14 protein-coding genes and 4 pseudogenes are annotated in these 21,873 nt (G+C 34.3%); 16 read left to right on the top strand and 2 right to left on the bottom strand.

The window, feature by feature from the left end:
- The first annotated feature begins 508 nt into the window (after positions 1-508).
- The 15 genes and pseudogenes from BAMA_RS08555 to BAMA_RS08620 all read left to right on the top strand — a co-directional run.
- Complete coding sequence (locus BAMA_RS08555) at positions 509-805, top strand: WXG100 family type VII secretion target (RefSeq protein WP_034638287.1); 297 nt, start codon at positions 509-511, stop codon at positions 803-805.
- Positions 806-938: 133 nt separating this feature from the next.
- Complete coding sequence (esaA, locus tag BAMA_RS08560) at positions 939-4,253, top strand: type VII secretion protein EsaA (protein WP_051758906.1); 3,315 nt, start codon at positions 939-941, stop codon at positions 4,251-4,253.
- The gene (essA, locus tag BAMA_RS08565; protein WP_034638291.1) at positions 4,225-4,728 is read left to right on the top strand and encodes a type VII secretion protein EssA; all 504 of its coding nucleotides are present in this window, start codon (positions 4,225-4,227) and stop codon (positions 4,726-4,728) included. Before esaA ends, essA begins: the two co-directional genes overlap by 29 nt.
- A gap of 7 nt (positions 4,729-4,735) precedes the next feature.
- Entirely contained in the window at positions 4,736-4,987 is a 252-nt protein-coding gene (locus BAMA_RS08570) for an EsaB/YukD family protein (RefSeq protein ID WP_034638293.1), read from the top strand.
- Positions 4,988-5,072: 85 nt separating this feature from the next.
- Positions 5,073-6,269, top strand: a pseudogene (essB, locus tag BAMA_RS08575) (type VII secretion protein EssB); the annotation flags it as partial.
- A gap of 179 nt (positions 6,270-6,448) precedes the next feature.
- A pseudogene (locus BAMA_RS25615) lies at positions 6,449-6,733 on the top strand (FtsK/SpoIIIE N-terminal domain-containing protein); the annotation flags it as partial.
- 30 nt (positions 6,734-6,763) lie between these two features.
- Positions 6,764-10,960, top strand: a pseudogene (essC, locus tag BAMA_RS08580) (type VII secretion protein EssC); the annotation flags it as partial.
- Positions 10,957-11,781 (top strand): DUF3952 domain-containing protein, encoded by an 825-nt coding sequence (locus tag BAMA_RS08585; protein ID WP_034638297.1) that lies wholly within the window; start codon positions 10,957-10,959, stop codon positions 11,779-11,781. The pseudogene essC and the gene BAMA_RS08585, both read left to right, overlap by 4 nt.
- A gap of 22 nt (positions 11,782-11,803) precedes the next feature.
- Complete coding sequence (locus BAMA_RS08590) at positions 11,804-13,345, top strand: alpha/beta hydrolase family protein (RefSeq protein WP_034638299.1); 1,542 nt, start codon at positions 11,804-11,806, stop codon at positions 13,343-13,345.
- 50 nt (positions 13,346-13,395) lie between these two features.
- Positions 13,396-13,656, top strand: a complete 261-nt coding sequence (locus BAMA_RS08595) for a hypothetical protein (protein WP_034638301.1) — start codon at positions 13,396-13,398, stop codon at positions 13,654-13,656.
- A gap of 1 nt (position 13,657) precedes the next feature.
- Positions 13,658-13,990 carry a DUF4176 domain-containing protein gene (locus BAMA_RS08600; RefSeq protein WP_034638303.1) on the top strand — a complete coding sequence of 111 codons (333 nt, stop codon included), beginning with the start codon at positions 13,658-13,660 and terminating at the stop codon, positions 13,988-13,990.
- 230 nt (positions 13,991-14,220) lie between these two features.
- Positions 14,221-15,048, top strand: a complete 828-nt coding sequence (locus BAMA_RS08605) for a DUF3952 domain-containing protein (RefSeq protein WP_034638305.1) — start codon at positions 14,221-14,223, stop codon at positions 15,046-15,048.
- 246 nt (positions 15,049-15,294) lie between these two features.
- On the top strand, positions 15,295-15,450 hold the full coding sequence (locus tag BAMA_RS24735) for a hypothetical protein (protein ID WP_162176057.1): 156 nt from the start codon (positions 15,295-15,297) through the stop codon (positions 15,448-15,450).
- A 446-nt stretch (positions 15,451-15,896) separates the two neighbouring features.
- Positions 15,897-16,694, top strand: coding sequence for a hypothetical protein (locus BAMA_RS08615; RefSeq protein ID WP_034638307.1), 798 nt, complete (start codon positions 15,897-15,899; stop codon positions 16,692-16,694).
- A gap of 14 nt (positions 16,695-16,708) precedes the next feature.
- A pseudogene (locus BAMA_RS08620) lies at positions 16,709-17,077 on the top strand (DUF3952 domain-containing protein); the annotation flags it as partial.
- A gap of 31 nt (positions 17,078-17,108) precedes the next feature.
- Here BAMA_RS08620 and BAMA_RS08625 read toward each other — a convergent pair.
- A complete protein-coding gene (locus BAMA_RS08625) occupies positions 17,109-18,035 on the bottom strand; it encodes a DMT family transporter (protein WP_034638308.1) in 927 nt (308 codons plus the stop codon).
- A gap of 119 nt (positions 18,036-18,154) precedes the next feature.
- Between BAMA_RS08625 and pdxR the strand changes: the two genes are divergently transcribed.
- Complete coding sequence (gene pdxR, locus BAMA_RS08630) at positions 18,155-19,555, top strand: MocR-like pyridoxine biosynthesis transcription factor PdxR (RefSeq protein ID WP_034638310.1); 1,401 nt, start codon at positions 18,155-18,157, stop codon at positions 19,553-19,555.
- Between the two features lie 703 nt (positions 19,556-20,258).
- On the opposite strand, the gene BAMA_RS08635 is transcribed toward pdxR, so the two are convergent.
- A complete protein-coding gene (locus BAMA_RS08635) occupies positions 20,259-21,581 on the bottom strand; it encodes an FAD-dependent monooxygenase family protein (RefSeq protein WP_034638313.1) in 1,323 nt (440 codons plus the stop codon).
- Between the last annotated feature and the right edge of the window lie 292 nt (positions 21,582-21,873).

The following is a 21,873-nucleotide window of genomic DNA, read 5'->3' on the forward strand; positions in this document are numbered from 1 at the left end:
TCATATGTCCAGAGCGTAATCCCTTGCTATATGCGACTTCAATACATTGTTTGTTATGTTCCTCCTTTATATAATCATCATTCAAAGTATTTGCAGGGTAGATAGTATTGATAAACAAGCAATAGGAAATAAATATACTCGTTTTTCATTTGTAAATAAAGGTGGGAGTGTCCATCATATGAGTAGTGTAAATACTGTGATGATTGCTTGTAATAATGAAAAAAGTAGTTTTTTAGCATAATATATCCTGAATGTTGTTTACAATATTATACAATATCTTCGGGATTTATTTTCAGAAAAGTTAAAAACTTATTAGGTTTTTCAGGCGAAAAAGTTAGATTTAGCAGTTATTATTTTTCTATTACGATATTATGAATATCCAATATATAGGATTTATTTAGAAAAAGATGTAATTTTTGTTTTAATTTTTGGTACTTATTGCTATAATTATGTCGTGAAATTGAAAAATATTTTACGATTTTATTAAATTGATAGGGGGAAATAAAAAATGGCTGGACAAATTCGTATGAGCCCAGAAGAATTAAAGGACAAAGCGAGACGTTATGGAGATGGTTCACAAAAGGTGCGCGATGTTCTTCAAGATTTAAAGAGACTACAAAATGATTTGAGAACGCAGTGGGAAGGTCAAGCGTTTGATGGATTCGATCGTCAGTTCACTGATTTAGAGCCAAAGGTAAATAACTTTGCACAACTATTAGAAGATATTCAAACGCAGTTAACGAAAACTGCAGATGCTGTTGCAGCACATGACCAAGAGCTATCTAAAAACTTCGGTCTTAACTAATTAAAAGACAAGCTATGAAAGATATACGCATCAGCCATACGACCTTAGGTTGCATGGCTGATTTCTTCTTTAAAGAAATATTAACAATAGACAATGAATTTTTTCATTGCAGGAGTGATACAACTTGAAAAAAATGAAGTGGAGTATCCTGTTATTTATTATTTTGGCTCTTGCATTGTCAGCAGGAACTTCTTATTTAGCTTTAACTGAAAAGTTTAAAAGGGAAGATATACAACGTACATCAAAAATGGCTATCGCTTTAGTCAATGAAGACGCAGGAGCATTGTTTGAAGGTGAAAAGATTTCATTTGGAGATCAGTTTGTTAAAAGTGTAGGAAAAGATAATAAACATCAGTGGAATGTAGTGAGTCGCGGAGTTGCAGAAAATGGCTTGAAGAATAATAGTTATAACTTAATGATTGTTATTCCGAATGATTTTTCTAGTAAAGCAGTCTCCATTCATTCAGAATATCCAGAAAAAGTAACACTGAATTATAAAATTAATGCAAGCGGAAACGATGATTTGAAACTAGAAGCCGAAAAAGCGGCTGCTGCGATTGTGGAAGATGTCAATAGCCGTGTTATAGATGTATATTTTGCAAGTATTATAGGGCAATTGCAAACTGCGCAAAATAATATTGGTACGATTATCAAAAAAGAACAAGAACATATGAATGCGTATCAAAAAGATGTACATAATCCGCTAGCTAGTTATACAAATCAATTCCAGTCTGTACAAAACTATACGGATGGTTTGGTCAATAATTTTGGTGGATTTCAAGATGTTTTAAAAACCTTTGATCAAACAATTGATGGCAGTTCACAGTCAAATGCTTCTCTTGTAGACAACTTCGGTAATCTCCAAAAGACAAAAGAAGCTGGGGATGTAGTAACCGGTGGATTTACAAATAAATTAAATGACTTTACGACTAGTATGAGTGCAGAAGATGTTTTAAAACACTTATCTGTACTAGAGTCTACAAATAAAATGATAGCTAGCCAGTTTGACTCTACAAATGAGCAAGCAAATATTTTGTCTGATTCATTAGCTGTACAGCAATATTTAAAAGATGTAAACAGCAAAATTAATGATTATGATGTAGAGTTAGCAGAAAAATTAAATTCAGATATTCAAGAGGTTTTATATGAGAAATTGAAAAAAACACTCTCGAATGATAATGAAAAAGAAATATATGTAAGTAATTTTATGCAACAGCCGAATAACCAGATAAAGAAGCATATTGAAGAAGCGATAAAAAAGCTCCCAAGTGTGGATTTAGAAGAGATGGATGAACTTGAAGTTTCAGCAGAGACAAAAGTTCAATTAAAGAATGTTATTGAAGTTACAAAGAAGTATGGAAAAGAGAACGATTTTGATTATGAGAAAGACGGAGATATACCAATTGGGGAATCGGTTGAGCGTATAAAAGAGAAGTTAGCAAATGATGGGATTGTTTTTAAGTCAGCAGAGACAATACAAAAAATGAACTCACCACAAACGTTCCAATTATATCTTCCAGATTATTTTGGCTTGCATTGGAGTTCAGGGTCTTTAACCATTAATGGAAAAGATTATACAACGGAGTTTTTAAATAACGGCTATGTAACACTTCCGGCACAAGAGGCAGGAAAATTAAAAGTACATGCTAGGGTAAAATTACTTGATGTAAAGGCAAATATAGATGTACTTGCCCCTGTAACATGGAAGTGGAGTTTAACCCATAGTGATGAACAAGTTGTTACATCTACAACGTCTGAAACTAATCAAGTAAATGAAGCAGTACAGAAAGAACAAGTAAGTACAAATGTAGAAGATGAATCAAGCGGTAATGTAACGAATGAAGAAAGAAAAGAAGAAAATGCAACTACTGGTGCAGATGAAACGGTTCAACAAGAAGCTGCAAATGAAAAAGATGTAGAGCAGCCGAAAAAAGAACAACAAACGGTCGTGCAAACAAATGTTGAAAAACAAACGATTGAACGAACAAACAACAAAATTATTTTTGAAAAAGAAGAGCGGTTGTATAGTAACTCATCGGAAGAAGAGGTAAGCGACCTGCAGTATTATCAACAGCTATTGAGTCTTTATGGATTATACTACGGTTTTGATATGCAGTCTCCAAATTTAACAAGTCAGTTAGAAGCAGGAACATTACATGATATTGCAACAACAGACTCGTTATACCACATGTTAATAAAACAAGATGTTATTGAACTATTAGCTGGTGTTGTTTCTTCTGAAATTCATGCTGAAGTAACAGCTGATACGAAAGCTTTAAAGCAAAAAGTAGAAGAATATAAAAAACTGGTAGATGAAGCGGATAAAAATTCAGAACATTTAACGCAAGTATTAAATGAAACAACAGCACAAGCAAAAAGTATGAATGAAAGTTTAAGCGAATATTTAAAAGCGTTAGCTACTTGGCGTGAGAGTAGTTTAGATTTAATGAAAGAACAGCAAAATGTTGTAAGTAGCAGGCAAGAAGAACAAACAGCAGTGTTGCAGTTAAATAGTGAAGCAAGCTCATTATTTACGCAAAGTCAAGCGTTAGCTCAGCAATCTGAACGAAGCCTTTCTAATTCTGAAAGTGTATATGATACTTTCGATAGAATTAATAATCAAGCAAAAGAAATTGAAAGTAGTGGCGTAACGATTGTATCGAAGGCAGATACATTACTGAAAAACTTAACAAAGAAACTAGACGATGATCAGAAATTTTCTAAAAACTTTACAAAAGTATTAGCAAATAGCCGTATTGGGGATCGTCCGAATGAAAATTTATATCAATTTTTAGCAAATCCGATTGAAAAACAAAATGCAGGTATTATTGTTGCAGGAGATGCATTTACACCATATTTAATTGTATTAGTTTGCTTTATTGTTGCGTTATTTACAGCGTATGTTATTGCAAATTATGATAAGCAGCGTAAACAAACGGATGATTTTGAAGAAGAATTGTCTTTAATAGCAATGAATTTCCCAATTACAGCTGTAGCGTTTGGGATTAGTATTGTTGAAGGTGTTATAATCGGCCTTGTTTCAGCGCATCTATTAGAATTCGGAAACTCGCAAACGTTAATTTGGATATCATTTATAACAACGGTTATGGCATCGTTTATTTTCATAGCATCATATTTATTACGTCAAGCGAAAATGATCGGGATGTTTATTTTATTACTTTGTTTCAGTATGTACTTGTTCTTAACAGATGCAGTTGGAAATGCAACAACTAAAGTATCTTCTATTGGAAAATGGCAACAGTTCTCACCACTTCAATATGTAGAAGAATTCTTTAATGACTTTATGAGTGGTAAGACTGGTGATCATATGATCTTTATTAGCATTCTTGTTATCGCAATCGTTGGATTTATTGCGAATTTACTTGTTTTGCGTAAAGAAAAGAAAGAAGTTGAGTTAGATGAACAAACAATGGAAATTAGTGGTTAAGCTATCGTTTGTGTTGTTTGTATGCTTATTTGTCGCGCTCCCGATAAGGGGCGCGGCAGAAAGCTATTTAAATGATAGCGGACAATTGGAATTTAAAGTGGATCGAATCGAGAAAACAGATGAAGAAAAAAGAAATCCAGAGCAAAAAGAAACAGAGCTTGATAAGCGAGCGATTGATTTGTTTTCTGAAGAAACAACGAGTTTGATGGAAGATAGGAAACGACAAGAAACACAAGAGAAAGAAGAGTTGTATTCTTCTTTGTTTTTAGATGAACAAATAGTTAATCCTCTGAAGAGTACATTGCAAACTTTATTTCACTCAGATTATGCAGTGAAGTTAGAAGGAAAGGAAATGAATCAAGGGGATAAAATGAATGGAGAGTCAATCAGTAATGTGGTTACAGGTTTACTAATTGCTGTCATTGCTCTTATTTGCATTGGTATTTATATCATCCTTCGAAAAAGCTGGAGGTAAGAACAGAATGGCTATTCAAACACATATTAATGTTACCGTAGATTTTCAGAAGTGGAATGGAAGCGTATATGATTTACGCATTCCGAATCATCAATCTGTTAAATATTTAATTAGAAACTTAATAGAAACATTAAAAATTGAAAATTATGACCAAACACATTATGTGATAAAGGTTACAAATAAATTGATTGTTATAACAGATGACGATCGCCTTGTAGATTATAAAATAACAGATGGAGATATATTACAAGTATTGTAAATAGCTAGAGTGGTGTTCTGTAATTTTGCGTAGTACTAGTTAGAGAACACGTATGTATCGAAGTGGAAAAGGAGAAAGAGAGAACATGACAGAGGAGAAAATTGTGATGGGCGAAACAGAATATCAATTCGAAATAGATGGAGATAAATGGAGTTTGGAAGTCGCTAAATCACAAACATATGTAAAAGATTTTCGACAACTGCAATTATTTATGGAGCCATCGACAGTTTTTGTACCGGCAACAGTGAAGGAAGATGATAGTACATATACATTTATGTATGTAGTCGATAAAAAATATAAGAAATGGAAAGATGTAAAAGAACTAGAAAGAAACGAAAAACTACGATTACTTCGAAATATAGCTCGCTTTAAAATGTATTTACACAAACGAGTTACTTTCTTTATGCACCCTGACAATATTGTGTTTGATGATAATTTTATACCTTATATTGTCCATCGAGGTATTCGCGATATTGTTCCCCCTAAACCATTATCAGATGAACAATTTTTAACCCAGTATAAATGTCTCATTGTTGCGTTATTTTCAAAAAAATATACTTACGATGATTTATACGGCGGATTGCTAGAGAGTCAGCAAGAAACTGCATTTGAACAAAATGTTGCTAGTATTAACGATTATGATGAGCTTATTCAGCTTTTGAATAAAAGTTTTGAAAAAGAACAAACAACAGCCGAAAAAAGTATGCAACTTGTACCGAAAAAACGCTTTAAGCTATTTAAATATTTATCGTATTCATTCATAGCAGCAACAGTTGTCTTACTTATGCCGCTTATATATTTACTTTTTATGAAAGTACCGTATCAAAATACATTATTAGCAGCGAATACAAGTTTTATTGCAGATAATTATGATGAAGTGATTCAGCACTTGCAAGATGAAGAAGTAGAATCATTACCAACAACAGCAAAATATGAGCTAGCATACTCTTACATTAGAGTTGAAAGATTAGCGGATAAACAAAAAGAAACAATTATGAAAAATGTAAGTTTAAAAAGTGATGAAAAATACTTAATGTACTGGATTTATAATGGTAAAGGAGACTTCGATAAGTCGCTAGATTTAGGAAGACAACTTGGTGACGCACAGCTTATTATGTACGGGCTAATTCAGAAAATTGAAGCTTTGAAAAATGACAAAGAGTTGTCAGGTAAAGAGCGAGATGATCAGTTAAAGAAATACGAACAACAGTTAAAAGATTATGAGAAAGAATATAGTGAAATCATGAAAGATGAAAAATTAGAAGATACATCAAGTGAAGAAATGAACCAAAATGCAGGGCAAACAACAGAAGGAGAAGGTGGAGCGGCAAATACAGAGCAAACAACACCAACTCAAGGAGATGCGACACCAAGTACAGAGCAAACAACTCCAGCGGAAGCTACAACAAGTGCAGAGTAGCAGCGGTGTTCTTGACATTAGAGTGAAGAAGGAGAAAAGTTATGGAGCAACAACTATTACTAGTAAGCTATAAAAACAGACTACATAAGTGTGGTTTGAATCCGTATGAACATCCAGAGGTAACAGTTGGTGGAGAGTGGACCAACAACATTACGAATCTTGAATTGAAAGAGTCATTTCCGCTAACTTGGGACGAACATATTAACGCATGGAAAATAAAAGATACAGTTATACCTTATCAAAAAGAATATACAATGAAATTACATTCTCATGAAATAGTAAAGGTTTGGATTACGAATATAGAAGAAGTAATGATGCTTGATACTGGTATGAAGTATTCCATTATGATTAGTAACAACAATGATGATGAAATTTCCATTGCAGATACAAAAGCTGATATTGTTTTACTACGTGAATCGCTATATGAGCCTTTTCAAATTCATGTTCATAACGGTGATGTGTATCATAATTACTGTAAAGTTGAAGGGACAACTACCATTCAAGAAGGAGACCATCTGTACGTTGATGGTGTAATGATCGAAATGGGGAAAGAGCACATTCAGCTTTACACTTCTCATAACTATGTACAATCTACGCTCCCTCGCTTAATAGAAGGGGACAACAATATGTATGGAGAAGACTATCCGGACTATCATCGCTCACCACGTATTATTTATCGTGAGCCTGTTGAGAAAATGACGATAGCAAAACCGTCTAGTGAGCCGACTAAGCCAACAGAACAACTTTGGAAACTTATTGCGCCATCACTTGTGATGATTTTTGTAACAGTTATGTTAGCGCTTTTCATGCGATACGGTGCATTTATCATTGCATCTTTAGCAATGACAATTGTAACAATTATTGTCTCTGTGACAACTTATATTAACAATGTAAGGCAATATAAAATTGACATGGAAGAGCGGGATACAAGCTATCGTGAGTACATAAAGCAAAAAACAAAAGATTTACATGAAGAACGTGAAAAACAACGCCATGCTCTTTACTATCATTATCCTAGTGTAGTGGAAGTTCGTGATATGGCAGTGCAAATGAACCATCGTATTTATGAGAAAACAATGCTACACCATGATTTCTTAACATACCGTGTTGGTACTGGTCGTACTGATATGAGCTTTGAAATTCAGTTTAGTGATGAAGAATTTAGCCAAAAGAAAGATGAACTTGTTGAATTAGGAAGGGAATTACGAAGACGTTATCTTTCGCTTGACGATGTTCCAATTACAACAGACTTAATGAATGGACCAGTTGGATATATCGGACAGCGCTCTTTAGTAATAGAACAGCTACAATTATTAGTTGCGCAAACATCTTTATTCCATAGTTATTATGATTTACAATTCATTACTATCTTCCCAGAAGAGGAGAAGCAACAGTGGGATTGGATGCGTTGGTTACCACATGCAAGCGTTCGGGACATTAATGTACGTGGATTTGTCTATCACGAACGTAGCCGAGACCAAGTATTAAATAGTTTGTATCAAATTTTAAAAGATCGAAAATTAAAGGTAGAAGAAAAAGCTTCTTCAAATGAGAAAATATATTTCGCACCGCATTATGTTGTACTTATCACGGACGAAAAGTTGATTTTAGATCACACTATTATGGAGCTCTTTAACGAAGATCCAACAGAATTAGGCGTATCACTTATTTTTGTACAAGATGTAATGCAAAGCTTACCAGAGCATGTGAAGACAGTTATTGATATAAGAGATTCGAAGCAAGGAAATATTATTTTGGAGCAAGGGGAACTTGTAAATCGTAAATTTAAATTAGATCGTTTCCCAGAAGGATTCCAAAAAGAAGAAATTACGAGAGCGCTAGCGCCTTTAAATCATCTGCAAAATTTAAAAAATAGTATTCCAGAGAGTGTAACATTTTTAGAAATGTACGGTGTTGAAAAAATCCACGAACTAAATGTTATGGGACGCTGGGCAAAAAATGCAGCGCATAAATCGTTAGCTGTACCGCTTGGTCTGCGTGGAAAAGAAGATATCGTTAATTTAAACTTGCATGAAAAAGCACATGGACCACACGGTTTAATTGCCGGTACAACAGGGTCAGGTAAATCTGAAATTATTCAGTCGTACATTTTATCACTAGCAGTAAACTTCCACCCGCATGAAGTCGCATTTCTACTAATCGACTATAAGGGCGGAGGAATGGCAAATCTATTTAAAAATTTACCGCATTTATTAGGAACAATCACAAACTTAGACGGTGCTCAAAGTATGCGTGCCTTAGCGTCAATTAAAGCGGAACTACAAAAAAGGCAGCGCATATTTGGTGAAAATGACGTTAACCATATTAATCAATATCACAAACTATATAAAGAAGGTTCCGTACAAGAGCCAATGCCGCACTTATTCTTAATTAGTGATGAGTTCGCGGAATTAAAAGCAGAACAACCAGAATTTATGAAAGAACTTGTTTCAACAGCACGTATTGGACGTTCACTAGGTATTCATTTAATACTTGCGACGCAAAAACCAAGCGGTGTTGTTGACGACCAAATTTGGAGTAACTCGAAATTTAAGTTGGCACTAAAAGTACAAAACGTAGCTGATAGTAACGAGATTTTAAAAACACCAGATGCGGCAGAAATTACCCTGCCAGGACGTTCTTACTTACAAGTCGGAAACAACGAGATTTATGAACTATTCCAATCTGCATGGAGTGGTGCGGACTATGTAGAAGACAAAGAAGATCAAGAACAACTAGATGCAACAATTTATGCAATTAACGATCTCGGACAGTATGAAATCTTAAGTGAAGACTTAAGTGGACTTGGTCATAAGAGCCCAGTTACAACTGTACCGACAGAACTAGATGCAGTTATTGATTACATTCATGATTACACGGAGCAGGCAGGGATTGCGCAGCTGGCAAGGCCGTGGTTACCGCCGCTTCCTGAAAAGTTATTCTTACAGGACTTACATCCGGTTCACTTTAAAGAAGCATGGGCAGAAAAGAAGAAACCGTTACAAGCAACAATTGGTTTACTAGACCAACCAGAGTTACAATCTCAATCACCGCTTACATTAAATATAAGTAAAGATGGACACGTTGCGGTTTATTCAAGCCCAGGATACGGAAAGTCAACGTTCTTACAAACGGTAGTTATGGACTTAGCTCGTCAGCATAACCCAGAACATTTACACATGTATTTAGTTGACCTTGGAACGAATGGATTACTTCCATTAAAAGGACTACCTCATGTAGCTGATACAATTACAGTTGATGAAACAGAGAAATGCTTGAAATTAATAGAGAGATTAACGCAAGAAATGAAGACGCGTAAAAGGATGTTAAGTCAACACGATGTTGCTAGCTTAGAAATGTACGAAAAAGCAAGTGGAAATGAAGTACCAAGTATTATTGTCGCAATAGATAATTATGATGCGGTAAAAGAAGCTGGCTTCTATGAAGCATTTGAAATGCTCATTATGCAAATCGTTAGGGAAGGCGCAAGTGTGGGAATACATGCTGTAATTAGTGCTGGAAGACAAAACGCATTACGTATGCAGATTTACAACAATATTAAACTACAAACTTGTCTGTATATGATTGACTATACGGAAGTATCAAGTATTGTGGGAAGAACAAGTTTAAGGGTAGAAGAAATAGCAGGCAGGGCGATTATAAAAATAGAATCACCTACAATATTCCAAGCGGCATTACCGACGATGGCAGAAGATGCATTGCAACAAATTCAGCTATTACAGCAAGAAGCGAAAGAGATGGATAGTGAATGGCAAGGAGAACGTCCAAAAGCAATTCCAATGATGCCAGAAGTTATCGACCTAGCAACATATCGTATGAATAGACAAGTAGGAAGAGCGCTAAAGCAAGGACATATTCCAATTGGCTTAGACTTCAAAGATGTAGAAGTCATCGCTCATGACGTTGCCGTTAACGATCATCTTATGATTTATGGTGTAGATGATAGTTTAAGAAAACGAATTGTCGCTAGCATCGTTGCTCAAGTAAACAAAGACTACTTCGAAAGCGTCACGCTTATCGATACAGCGGAATACAGCTTCGTTGAACAAAAAGAAGAGGTTACACACTACTTAGTAGGAGAAGAAGAAACGCGAAGCCACGTTACAAATTGGATAGCAACAATCCATGAACGCTCGCAAGAACTATCAAATGCAAGACAAGAAGGAAGAGAAGCACCTGTATTTCCAAAGCAGCTAATTATCGTTTCGAATGTAGAAGAATTTAACAAATTCATGCAAATTGAAGATGATGATGCAACAACGTTAGTAGACTTATCTCGAGCGGTAGGAATCTACTTCGTCTTTGCAGGACACCACGACTATATATACCGAAACCGAGAAGCGCTGCCAATGAAAATTCGTGGCAAACTAACAGCCGCTATTGTAGCAATGCCGTTAAACGACCAAAGTATCTTCAGTGTGAAATATATTAGTAACGAGCCAGCTCTAGGAAAAGATGAAGTGTATTACTACGTAAAAGGAAACATCATAAAAATCAAAATGCCGAGAGTATTAACTGGGGTGACAGTATGAAACAAAAGCTAATGATAAAACTAACAGCAGTAGTGACAACAGTAGCAACTTTATTAGGAGGATGTGGAATCGTGGGAGAAACAAAAATAGCGTATGAACCGTTTGAAAAAGCATTAGATGAAGGTGATATGGCGAAGGTGATGTCAGCTGGGGAAGATGGGTATGCGCATGTGGGTGAACAAGTGATTTTTAGTACGCGAGAAGCTAAGGAAGATGGTAAGCATATTAAAACCATCTATCAAACGACGAATGGAGTTTATAATTCGACAGAAAAGAAATTATATGGAAGTACGACACAAAAAATCGCTACAAAGATTAAGAGTAAGGAAGACCCTACATCCGTTGAAAATTATAAAAGCGAACATATTTATGATGCCGATATTATGTATGCGGATGGAAAGGTAACAAGTGTGAATCCCGATGTGGATATTTCTCATGTTTCATTTCTTCTTGATCAGTTACAAGGAATTGGTAAACTGACACCAGATGAAGATACACAAGGAGGAAGTGAGCCGAACTCTGTTGGGTATGATCTAACAGAAGAGCGATTCCAAGAGTTAATTAACAATAAGTTGAACATTAATTATGATGAGTTTGAGGACGGGTCTATTGTATTAGATTTTAACTCTACTAAAGGATCTAGTACTTTACCCATGGCATTATTGGAAATCGGGATAGTTGTAAGGTTTAAGAAAAAGAATGATGAAGGGAGTCTAGTAAATCATAGTTTGCAAATATACTACAGTTTTAATGATAAGAAAGGTAATGAAAAAGCCAAGGCAGTTTACATGGACTATGAAAATAAGTACAAAAATAAATAAATAAAAGGAGGGGAAAGCAAAAATGAATGAAGAGAAGTTTAACCTATCCTCTGATCGAGGAAAGTTACAATTAGCTAGTGATGATATTTATAAATTTGATGGGGGTAAAAAACCATATAATTCTTCAACGGAGAGTAATATTCTAGACTTAGAAGAGAAATTTAATGCAACGATTAAATATCCTGAGACAGATCCTAAAACAGGGTTTTCAGGATATACATTTGAAACTGATACTGGGGAAATAGTAATAGCGTATGTAGGAACACAAACAGATAAGGATTTAGCATTTAATATTGGTACGGTAGATGCAAAGGATGTTAAAGAGGATGCAAAAATTGGTTGGAATAATATATTTAACACAAACATCCCAGTAGATAACTATGATAAGTCAGATGAATATTATAAAATGATAAGAGAAAAGTATCCTGATAAGAAAATTACAGTAATCGGTCATTCATTAGCAGGAGGAAGTGCGAATACTGTTGTAGTAAGAAATCCAGGAGATAATGTTGAATCGTTAACTTACAATCCAGCTCCAATTTTAGATTCGGATTTTGAAAAGTATGGAAGTATGCTGGATGAAAGGAATATTCGCAATGCAATTAATGAATATGACCCTTTATATCAAGGGGTAAAAGCTATGGATTTTATTATTCCAGGGCAAAAATTTATTATAGAAAATGGTGCGGGACACTCTAACGCACTTAAAGATAATGATTTTGATACAAATAGCGACCTAATAAGGTTTAAAACATTACCAAATAATGATGAAACAGGCGTAGATACTACTCCTAGCATTTTGGAACTTGTAAAAGCGAGTGGGGCACTTTATGCGGGGATTACATATGATGGAAAAGAAGTCTCCGCTGCAGAAAAAATAATAGGTGGTGGAGTAGTAAGGAGTATTATGAGGGCTCCAGGGATTTCTCATTTGCTAGTAAGTTTGAGTTTCGCTGCAGATATTGGAGAGGCAGAAGAAATAGTAAAAAAAGTTAAAGCACAAATTGAAGAAAATATGTCTAAGCTAAACGGGATATATGAAGGTGCAAAATCAAAAGTTATTGCAGAAGCTATAAAGTTTAGTATAGTAGTTTCTACGGAAATTAATAGTACAATTGATGAAGCTGTTGACTGGATTGAGACAAATTTAGCACGTTGCAAAGAACTTGTTATGAAAGTACTAGAGTCTGTTTTTGATCATGCAGTAGACTTTTTAGCTGGATGCATTGCAGTGTATTTAACATTAGGGGAAATTCAGGAGATTGCTACAGAAATAGCCGCCTCACTTGTACAAGATATATTAGACTTGTTTGAAGGAGATTTTGTTCTTGATACAAGTATTACCGCAATTGTTGGTGATCATATCCGCAGTAATCGAAATGCGTTAACGAATTTATTTATGAATGATAGTAGAAGAGGTATTGATCGTTCATTGTTGAATGAGGTCGCAAAAGATATAAAAGAGTTTTCAGAAGAGCTAAAGGAATTTAAGGAAGATGTTTCATCTGCAGTTGTTTCTATGATGGCAAAAGATGAAGAACTTTATGCAGTTAAGTATCACTAAGTTTTGAAAGAAATAAAATTTGATAGATTATATGGATGAGGAGAATCAAGATGAACTTGCATTTGATTATGAGTAGAATCCATAGTACATTTCCTGATAATGGTGGACAGGCTGAAATTACGAGTGTAGTCAATAAGCTTGAGAAAGCTGCTGTTGCTTTAAAAGCTGATGTGAAAAAATTAGAAAGTAGTATTGATACACACATGCAAGGTAAAACACGAGATGCTTTTATTGATCGAATCGATAAGTTAGAAAAAAAGAGACGTAAAATAGAAGAGAAAATTACGGTATTGAAAGGGACGATTAATTAACATGAAAGACTACATGGAGAATGTGTTGCCACTAGGAAGTGTTGTACGAGTCAACTTTGACGAAAAAGTAGAGTATGTCATTACAACACGCGGCGTTTTACTAGATGATGAAACATTTTATGACTATGGGGGAGTGTTACACCCAGTAGGGTTAACAGCAGAAAGTTATAAGTTATTTAATCACTCGGATATTGTAGAAGTAAAATTTGAAGGGTATAAAAATAAAATTGAAACTCAATTTGCGGCTAAGTTTAAAGTATGGCGTAATGAGTTCGTTGAGAAAGTAATTGAAAAAAACAAAGAAGAGAAAGAAGAGCAACTAGTAGAAGGATGAGATTCATAATTTATGTGAGGCCATCAGGTTTATCGATGAAATAGAATATAATTTGCCTTTACAAAATGAATAGATTTCATAAGTATCCTTAATAGATAGTTGAAGTAATTAAAGATGGGTTCGGGAAATCGAACCCATCTTTTTTGTTTAGTAAGTGAATGTATACAAAAGTTCAGGAATGAAAATACATGGATGGTTAAAGAAAATAAAATATGAACTGGAGTAAAAATATGAAACGAAAGTTGATGATAAGGTTTGTAGTAGTAACAATAGTAGCAACTTTATTAGGAGGATGTGGAATCGTGGGAGAAATAAAAATAGAGTACGAAAGACTTGTAAAAGCATTAGATGAAGGTGATATGGCGACGGTGATGTCGGCTGGGGAAGATGGGTATGCGTATGTGGAAGAAAGGGGGATATATAGTATTCTTGAAGAGAAGGAAGATGGTGAACATAGCAAGACAGTGTATCAAACGACAGAGGGTATCTATAATACAAAAGAAAAAATTTTATACGGGGATACAACACAAGAGATTGTTACAGATATTGAGAAGGAAGAGAATCTAATATCACGTGAAAATTATAAAGATGAACACATTTATGATGCCAATATTATGTATACCGATGGAAAGGTAACGAGTGCGAATCCAAATGTAGATGTTTCTTACATTAAAATGATTATTGATAGTTTACAGGGAATTGCTGAGTTAGAACCAACTAATGATACAAAAGGTGGGAGCGAACCAAATACAGTAGGTTATACCTTAACAGAAGCGCAATTTCAGGAAATAGTAAATGCCAAATTGAAAATAGAGTATGACGAGTTTAAACATGCGACTATTACTTTAGATTTTGATTCGGCTAAAGATTCTAGTACATCGCCAATGGATTTGGTAAAAGTTGGGATAGTGGTGAGTTTCAATAAAAAGAATGAAGAAGGCCAGAGTCTGTATCATCAGTATCAAACTTATTATAGTTTCAATAGTAAAAAAGATAATGAGGAGGCCGAATCAAAAGAAGATTATAAGGATTATAAAGAGGAGTACCTAAATAGATAGATTAAGGAGTGGAAAATTAATGACTAATAATAAAGTTAAATTGTCTTCTGATAGAGGAAAATTACAATTGGCCGGCGATGATATTTATAAGTTTGATGAGGGGAAGCCACCATATGATGACCCTGATAAAAAAATATAAAGAAATTAGAAGCCAATTTTAATGCGGAAGTTAAATATCCTGAGACAGACCCTAATACAGGATTTTCAGCATATACATTTAAAACTAAAGATACTAAGGTAGTCATAATGGAGAGAATAAGAAAAGGCAGATTTGGTGTTCACGCTGGTAAAGAATATAAAATATATGAAAATGATAATGGGAGTTATGATTTGGTTTCCAGTGATATAACAGATTTAAAGAATGGTTTTGTTGAAGAATATCCATCCACTTTTGATCAATAATTGTAGAAAAGTAGTGTTACTTACTGTCCTAAGCATAATGAGTAGAAGGATAAAAATTAAAAAAGGTAAATGTGGAGGACTTCAGTATTAATCTGAAGCCCTTTTTTATAGAATTCATGTAGTACAATACAGGTAGACTAGTAGGGAAACTTAGTTATAGTAAAAGCAGCAGATACCGCATTAACGAAAGTTGAAAATGCCGTGCTAAACATAGCAAAAAAGACGAATACAGCTATTACAAAAGAAAAAGTCTTGTTCCGGATGTGGAAGCAGCTGGGGTTGGTAGAGTAGCGGCAGAATCCCCCATGCAATTGAGAAGAAAACGGCACAGTTTTTTGAGAAAGGTTGTGTTTATAGAGAAAGTTGGAAAATAAAAATTTAGATATGGTAGTATATGGATTTATAGATAATAACATCTAGTACATATTAGAAAGAAGGCATAGTAGATGGAAGGAATTAAAGAAGAAAACTTAAATCGTTTTCAAAGTATAAATGACGGTCGCTTAAGTCCAGGGAGGGGTCGGCATTTTTTATTTGGGACTTTCGTTTATACGTCATTAATTATGGGATTATTGTTTTATGGATTTTTAAAAGAAGGAAAAGATGTTTTTTTAACGCCATTTGAAGAGATAGTGTCTCTTATTGAAACCGTATTATATATTTTTCAATGTGTATTAATACTTCCGAATATATTTGTGAAAAGTGCGTTTAAATTTCAAAAGTTACAAGCATTAGCGATTGTATTTTTTGCATTTCAATTAGCTACTTTACCTTTTATGTTTATAGTAGTGGAAGGGGTATTTGAAGTCCCTTCTAGTGGTAAAACAATATTTTATATTGGGGTACTTATATTAGGAGCTATTATTACTCATATGATAGCTGTCAAGAGAGTCTTTGGAGAAGCTGCTAGTGGAGAATATATCCCTGAAGGAGTACAAATTTCATTTTTTGAAAAGGGACAAATACGCCAATCTCTTATAGGAGCCATTGTTGTAATTATTATATTGGTATTAGCGGTTTTTAGTATCAATTTTGATTCTAATGGAACGGTATTTCTTATTATTCAAACAGTTGTGTTGTATGGGATGGCAATTGGAGCAGCCGACTTTGTATTACTAGCTTATTGTAGATTTGAGTTTCCAAGTTTTAATCGTTCATGGAGAGATTATATGAACGAAAGAGAAGTTTTCTTAGCATATAGAAACAGAGAAAAACAAAAGGGAAAATATAAAAACAATAAATAGAATACGGTGACAGTATGAAACAAAACTTGATGATAAAACTGATAGCAGTAATAATGATAACAACTCTACTCGGAGCATGCAGTTTCTTAGGCAAAACAAAAATAGAGTATGAAAGACTTGTAAAAGCGTTAGATGAAAGAGATATGCCGACCGTGATGTCAGCAGGGAAAGATGGGTATGCAAGTATTTATGAAAGAGGAATATATAGTACATATGAAGAGAAGGGGGATGGTGAACATAGTAAGAACATCTATCAAACAACAGAAGGAATTTATAATACAAAAGAAAGAGATTTATATGGAAGTACAGTTCAGAGTGTAGTTACTTATATTGAAAATGAGAAAGATCCAACGTCACGTGAAAGTTATAAAAAAGAGGTCATAAGTTTAGTATGACCTCTTTTGACATTTTGTACTATATTTGTTCAGTGGTGAATGTGGGCTCTGCTTCTTTTTCTGGCATTGTTAAGAAAATGACAGCAACGACGATACATACACCGCCTAGTAATTGATATGCCCCAAAAGATTCTTTTAGCCAAACGATAGAAATAATAGCTGCTACAAGAGGTTCAATACTGGATAAAATACTGGTCTCTGTTGGTGATAAATATTTTAGACTACCAATGTAAAGAAGAAAAGAAAGTGTTCCACTTATAATAATTAAAATCAGCATAGAGAATGTTAGCAATGTAAAGGTTTGTGAAAGCTGTTTCCATTCAAAAGAGCGATTGTAAATGAATAGTGCAATTCCTCCGATTAACATACCCCAGCCAATAATAAGAGTCGTTCCCCATTGTTTAATAAGAGAAGCTGGGTGAAGTGTGTAAAAGGCAAACCCAATAGCTGTTAAGAGACCAAACAAAATCGCTTCTTTCGATAAAACAATGTTTTGGACAGATCCATTGGTAATGATAAAGTATGTGCCTGTTAGGGCAGCAACAATTGCTAATACTTGCATAGTGGAAGGGAGTTTTTTATATTGCATTGCAACATAAATAGTAATGAGAACCGGCCCTAAAAATTGGAATAGAGTAGCTGTAACAGCGTTGCTAATATGCACTGTTTCAATAAAAGCATACTGAGCTCCAAGCATTCCGAGAATCGAGAAAATAATCAGTTGCAAAAGATGGCGTGGTTGTTGCCAAATACGGAATATATGTTGTTTTCTTATAAGTAAGAAAGATAAAATAAAGACCCCAGCAAGTAATAGACGAATGACTAAAAAGTCGATAGATGATACTTTCGTATGTTGAAAAAGCCACTGAATCATCGGACCTGATAATCCCCATAAAGTAGCTCCTGTAATAATCATAATGAGGCCAAGTCGTCTGTTATTGTTCATTATCATGATGCTCCTTTCTAAGATTGATTTTTAAAAATTTACGTGATAAAAGGAATTATATATAACTTCTGGTACTATAAAAAGTATCAATAATGAATTTTTTAAAGGGGTCAGAATTTATGATAGAATTAACGCCAAATTTGAATGTAGAGAAAAAAATCCCACTGTATGTACAGTTATATGAGTATATAAAAGCAGAAATAAGAAGTGGAAAAATCCCTCCTTTGACCAAGCTCCCAGCAAAAAGAAAGTTAGCAGTACATTTAGAAGTAAGTAAAAACACGGTGGAATCGGCATATGAACAGCTTCTTGCAGAAGGATATATTGAATCAGTGTCGCGTAAGGGCTATTTTGTATGTGAAATAGAACAAATGATACATACAGTGAAAAAAAAGGAACTCGTGAAGGAAGTATCGTACAGGGAGCCAAAATATAAATATGATTTTACACAAACTGGTGTAGATGCAAATTCATTTCCATTTTCAGTATATCGGAAGATTTCAAACGAGGTATGGCAACTAGAAAATAAGGATCTACTCTTTCTTGGTCATCCTCAAGGTGAATTGAGTTTACGTGAGGAGATGGCGAAATATTTATATGAATCAAGAGGCGTGAGGTGTTCAGCAAGTCAAATTGTCATAGGAGCCGGGACTCAGTTTTTAATAAGAATGTTATTTCAGTTACTAAATGGAAGTCATTTTGCAGTTGAAAATCCAGGTTATCACCGGAAATTAGTTGCTTTTGAGAAAGGGGACGACAATGTTCAGATGCTCTCGCTTGATGAGGATGGGATTTGTATTTCGGATTTAGAAGGTGGTAAGGCAAATGTTGTGTTCGTTACCCCATCTCATCAATTTCCATGTGGAATGATTATGCCAATTAAAAGAAGGATGCAACTACTGCAATGGGCACAAGAACAGCGTGGGCGTTATATTATTGAAGATGATTATGATAGTGAGTTTCGTTACTCTGGAAAGCCGATTCCCGCATTGCAAGGACTTGATACAGAGGGGAATGTAATTTACATGGGAACACTTTCAAAAGCATTGCTTCCATCATTACGGATGAGCTATATGGTGCTACCAAAACAGCTAATTGAGCTGTATCAAACACAGTATTTATTTTATACACAAAGTGTTTCCAGAATCGACCAAGAAATCATTAGAAGATTTTTAAACGAGGGACATTGGGAAAAGCATATTCATAAAATGCGAGTGGTTTATCGAAAAAAGAGAGATGCTCTCGTCTCAGCAATAGAAAGGTACTTTTCTACTCAGGTGGAAGTGATAGGAGAAGATTCTGGTTTACATATTTTATTAAAGGTTCGCAATGAAATGTTAGAAGAAGAATTAATTAAAAGAGCAGCTGAAAACAGCATAAAAGTATATCCAGTTTCTATGTATTATAAAGAAGGGACTACTCCCAAAAATCCAGTTTTACTTGGGTTTGCCGTTTTATCAGAGGAAGAAATTGAAGAGGCCACTCAATTGCTATATCAGGCCTGGTTTTTAGGAAAATAGGAGCAGTTTGGTGAAAGAAGTTATAGGGGATAAAAGAATACAAAATATCATTATGATTGCTGGATTAATAAGCATATTACTAGGACTAGAGAAGTTAAATATATATACTGGGATTTTGTATGGGTTATACTGACAATTATTGTATATATTTCGAGTTATGTGTATCTAGAGCCAATGTGGGAAGGTTGCTCTATTCAGTAAGCTCAGTATTAATACTAGCTGTTCTTTATCCCGTATTAACTGGCTGTAAGACTCCCACCTCAAAACTTAGAGGATTCAGAGAAGTTTAGGTGGGAGATTAACAGCCAGTAAAAGCCCGATTGGTCGGGCTGACACTCAGTGGGGGATGGAGAAAACCCCCACTGAGTGAAGTTTCACTTTATGGAATATTTGCGATTTTTTCAGCGGTTCATTATATAGTGGTTATGATTATCATTGGAGTAGTATGTTTACATATTTTGTTAGGGAATGAAAAACATCCTCATACATGCATGTGAGGATGTTTTTATTATTTCTTTTCATCTCAAACATAAGTATTCTGACATTGATATACTTTGCTTGTTCGCCAATCACCGTTACTTCAAAGATAAAAGTTGGTAACCCCAGTGCTGACAATTACATAATACTCTAGTTATTTATTCCCTTGTTCTATAGTATGAAATATGTCATATCTTCTTTAGATTTTTATCACTATTAAATCAAACTAATTCTTTTTATGTAATAGAACCGCAAATAATACTTTTGGATGAAACAAATGAGTCGGTTTACAAAGTAAATGTATCACCTTCGCCAAACGAGAATAGACCTCTTCATTAGTTGCAGCAACTTCGTATACTTTTTTTGTGTACCACTGTTGAAACTTCTGTTTTACAGATAAATCACCTCTTAACTCTGGGTGGCGAAAGATTTCTGTTGTTGTCATCTCCCAAGGTATATCTACAATCTTTGCTATACTAGCATAAAAGATTTGAGTAAACTTTTTATCTATTTTATTCAACTGTTGCAAACATTTCTGTAGTTCTATAGATTCCATAGCCGCAATTGTCATTCCTTGTCCATATATAGGATCAAATCGAGTGTGTGCGTCTCCCATTACTAAAAAGCCAGCTGGCACGTTTTTAGTTTTCTCAAATTGTTTTCTTACTTGATAAGGCACTTTGTACATACTTATATCGGAAATCGCCTCAGCATGTTGTAAAAACTCTAATATATCTGGAAGAGCCATTTTTTTCGAAAAATCATAAAATCCTTCCTCGTTTTTCGGTAATCTTTCATTTGCATACCCAATATATGTTAAGAAGTATTTGTTTTTTTCAAGCTTCTGGATGATTGCGCCATAAGGAATTTCAGGCAATTTAGGTGTTACATATATAACCTTACCATCTATACAATAATTCTCTTTTAAACGAAACATTCTTGTTGAATAAGATAAATCTATCTTTATCTTTTCTTCTTTTACATTGATTTTATGTTCTTGTAACCAAGATATATTTTTAGAATGAAATCCACTTGCATCAACTACTAAATCTGCATACATATTTTCCTGTATCCCTGTTTCCAAACATTTTACTGTTATCCCACATACCTTAATCCTTTGATCGTCCATAATCAATTTTTCTACTACTTTACCATTTTGAATGATAATATTCGAAATCGCTTCAGTTCTATATTGAATATGTTGTTCTAACATAAGACGACTTTGTTGAATTATATTAATATCACCTTTGAAACGATGTTTTAGTTCGCCGAAGTGATACCATTTTATATCTTGGGTTACATTACTTGTTATACTACCTAGTTCAATTAATTCATTTTTAATATTTGGGAATAGTTTCTCAAGTTCTTCCGCTCCAGTTGCTAATAATACATGTATATGATTACTTTGGGGCACTTGTTTCCTTGCACTTTCTTCTTTTCGCTGCTCACCAGCTTCTAATATCACTACTTCTTTAAAAAAGTCAGACAAAGCTTTTGCTGCTAATTTACCTGCAATACTTCCTCCAATTACAATTGCTTTATTTCTCACAGTCTCACTCCTAAATAATAATTTCTACGCCTATCTTTATAACTATTTTCCTTAAGATATAGTTTAAACAACATCTTATGACTATCCTTCTCCAGTAGTTAAATAACAAAGATGCATCTTTGTTTCAAGCCAACAACGGGACATATTATGGAAGTAGCTAATAAATTATGAAGCTTTGAGATATTGAAAATGAATCATACAGATTTAAATTACAGATAATTGACAAAAATCAAACGGAGGTATAAAATCAAAATTGTTTACTAGTGAACAATTTTGATTTTATATTACATAT

It is taken from the genome of Bacillus manliponensis (genome assembly GCF_000712595.1).
Taxonomy (GTDB): domain Bacteria; phylum Bacillota; class Bacilli; order Bacillales; family Bacillaceae_G; genus Bacillus_A; species Bacillus_A manliponensis.

Bases quoted from the DNA above. Each gene is read 5' to 3' on its own strand.
- BAMA_RS08555 (WP_034638287.1), top strand. From the start codon at position 509: ATGGCTGGACAAATTCGTATGAGCCCAGAAGAATTAAAGGACAAAGCG.
- esaA (WP_051758906.1), top strand. From the start codon at position 939: ATGAAGTGGAGTATCCTGTTATTTATTATTTTGGCTCTTGCATTGTCA.
- essA (WP_034638291.1), top strand. From the start codon at position 4,225: ATGAACAAACAATGGAAATTAGTGGTTAAGCTATCGTTTGTGTTGTTT.
- BAMA_RS08570 (WP_034638293.1), top strand. From the start codon at position 4,736: ATGGCTATTCAAACACATATTAATGTTACCGTAGATTTTCAGAAGTGG.
- BAMA_RS08585 (WP_034638297.1), top strand. From the start codon at position 10,957: ATGAAACAAAAGCTAATGATAAAACTAACAGCAGTAGTGACAACAGTA.
- BAMA_RS08590 (WP_034638299.1), top strand. From the start codon at position 11,804: ATGAATGAAGAGAAGTTTAACCTATCCTCTGATCGAGGAAAGTTACAA.
- BAMA_RS08595 (WP_034638301.1), top strand. From the start codon at position 13,396: ATGAACTTGCATTTGATTATGAGTAGAATCCATAGTACATTTCCTGAT.
- BAMA_RS08600 (WP_034638303.1), top strand. From the start codon at position 13,658: ATGAAAGACTACATGGAGAATGTGTTGCCACTAGGAAGTGTTGTACGA.
- BAMA_RS08605 (WP_034638305.1), top strand. From the start codon at position 14,221: ATGAAACGAAAGTTGATGATAAGGTTTGTAGTAGTAACAATAGTAGCA.
- BAMA_RS24735 (WP_162176057.1), top strand. From the start codon at position 15,295: ATGGAGAGAATAAGAAAAGGCAGATTTGGTGTTCACGCTGGTAAAGAA.
- BAMA_RS08615 (WP_034638307.1), top strand. From the start codon at position 15,897: ATGGAAGGAATTAAAGAAGAAAACTTAAATCGTTTTCAAAGTATAAAT.
- BAMA_RS08625 (WP_034638308.1), bottom strand. From the start codon at position 18,035: ATGAACAATAACAGACGACTTGGCCTCATTATGATTATTACAGGAGCT.
- pdxR (WP_034638310.1), top strand. From the start codon at position 18,155: ATGATAGAATTAACGCCAAATTTGAATGTAGAGAAAAAAATCCCACTG.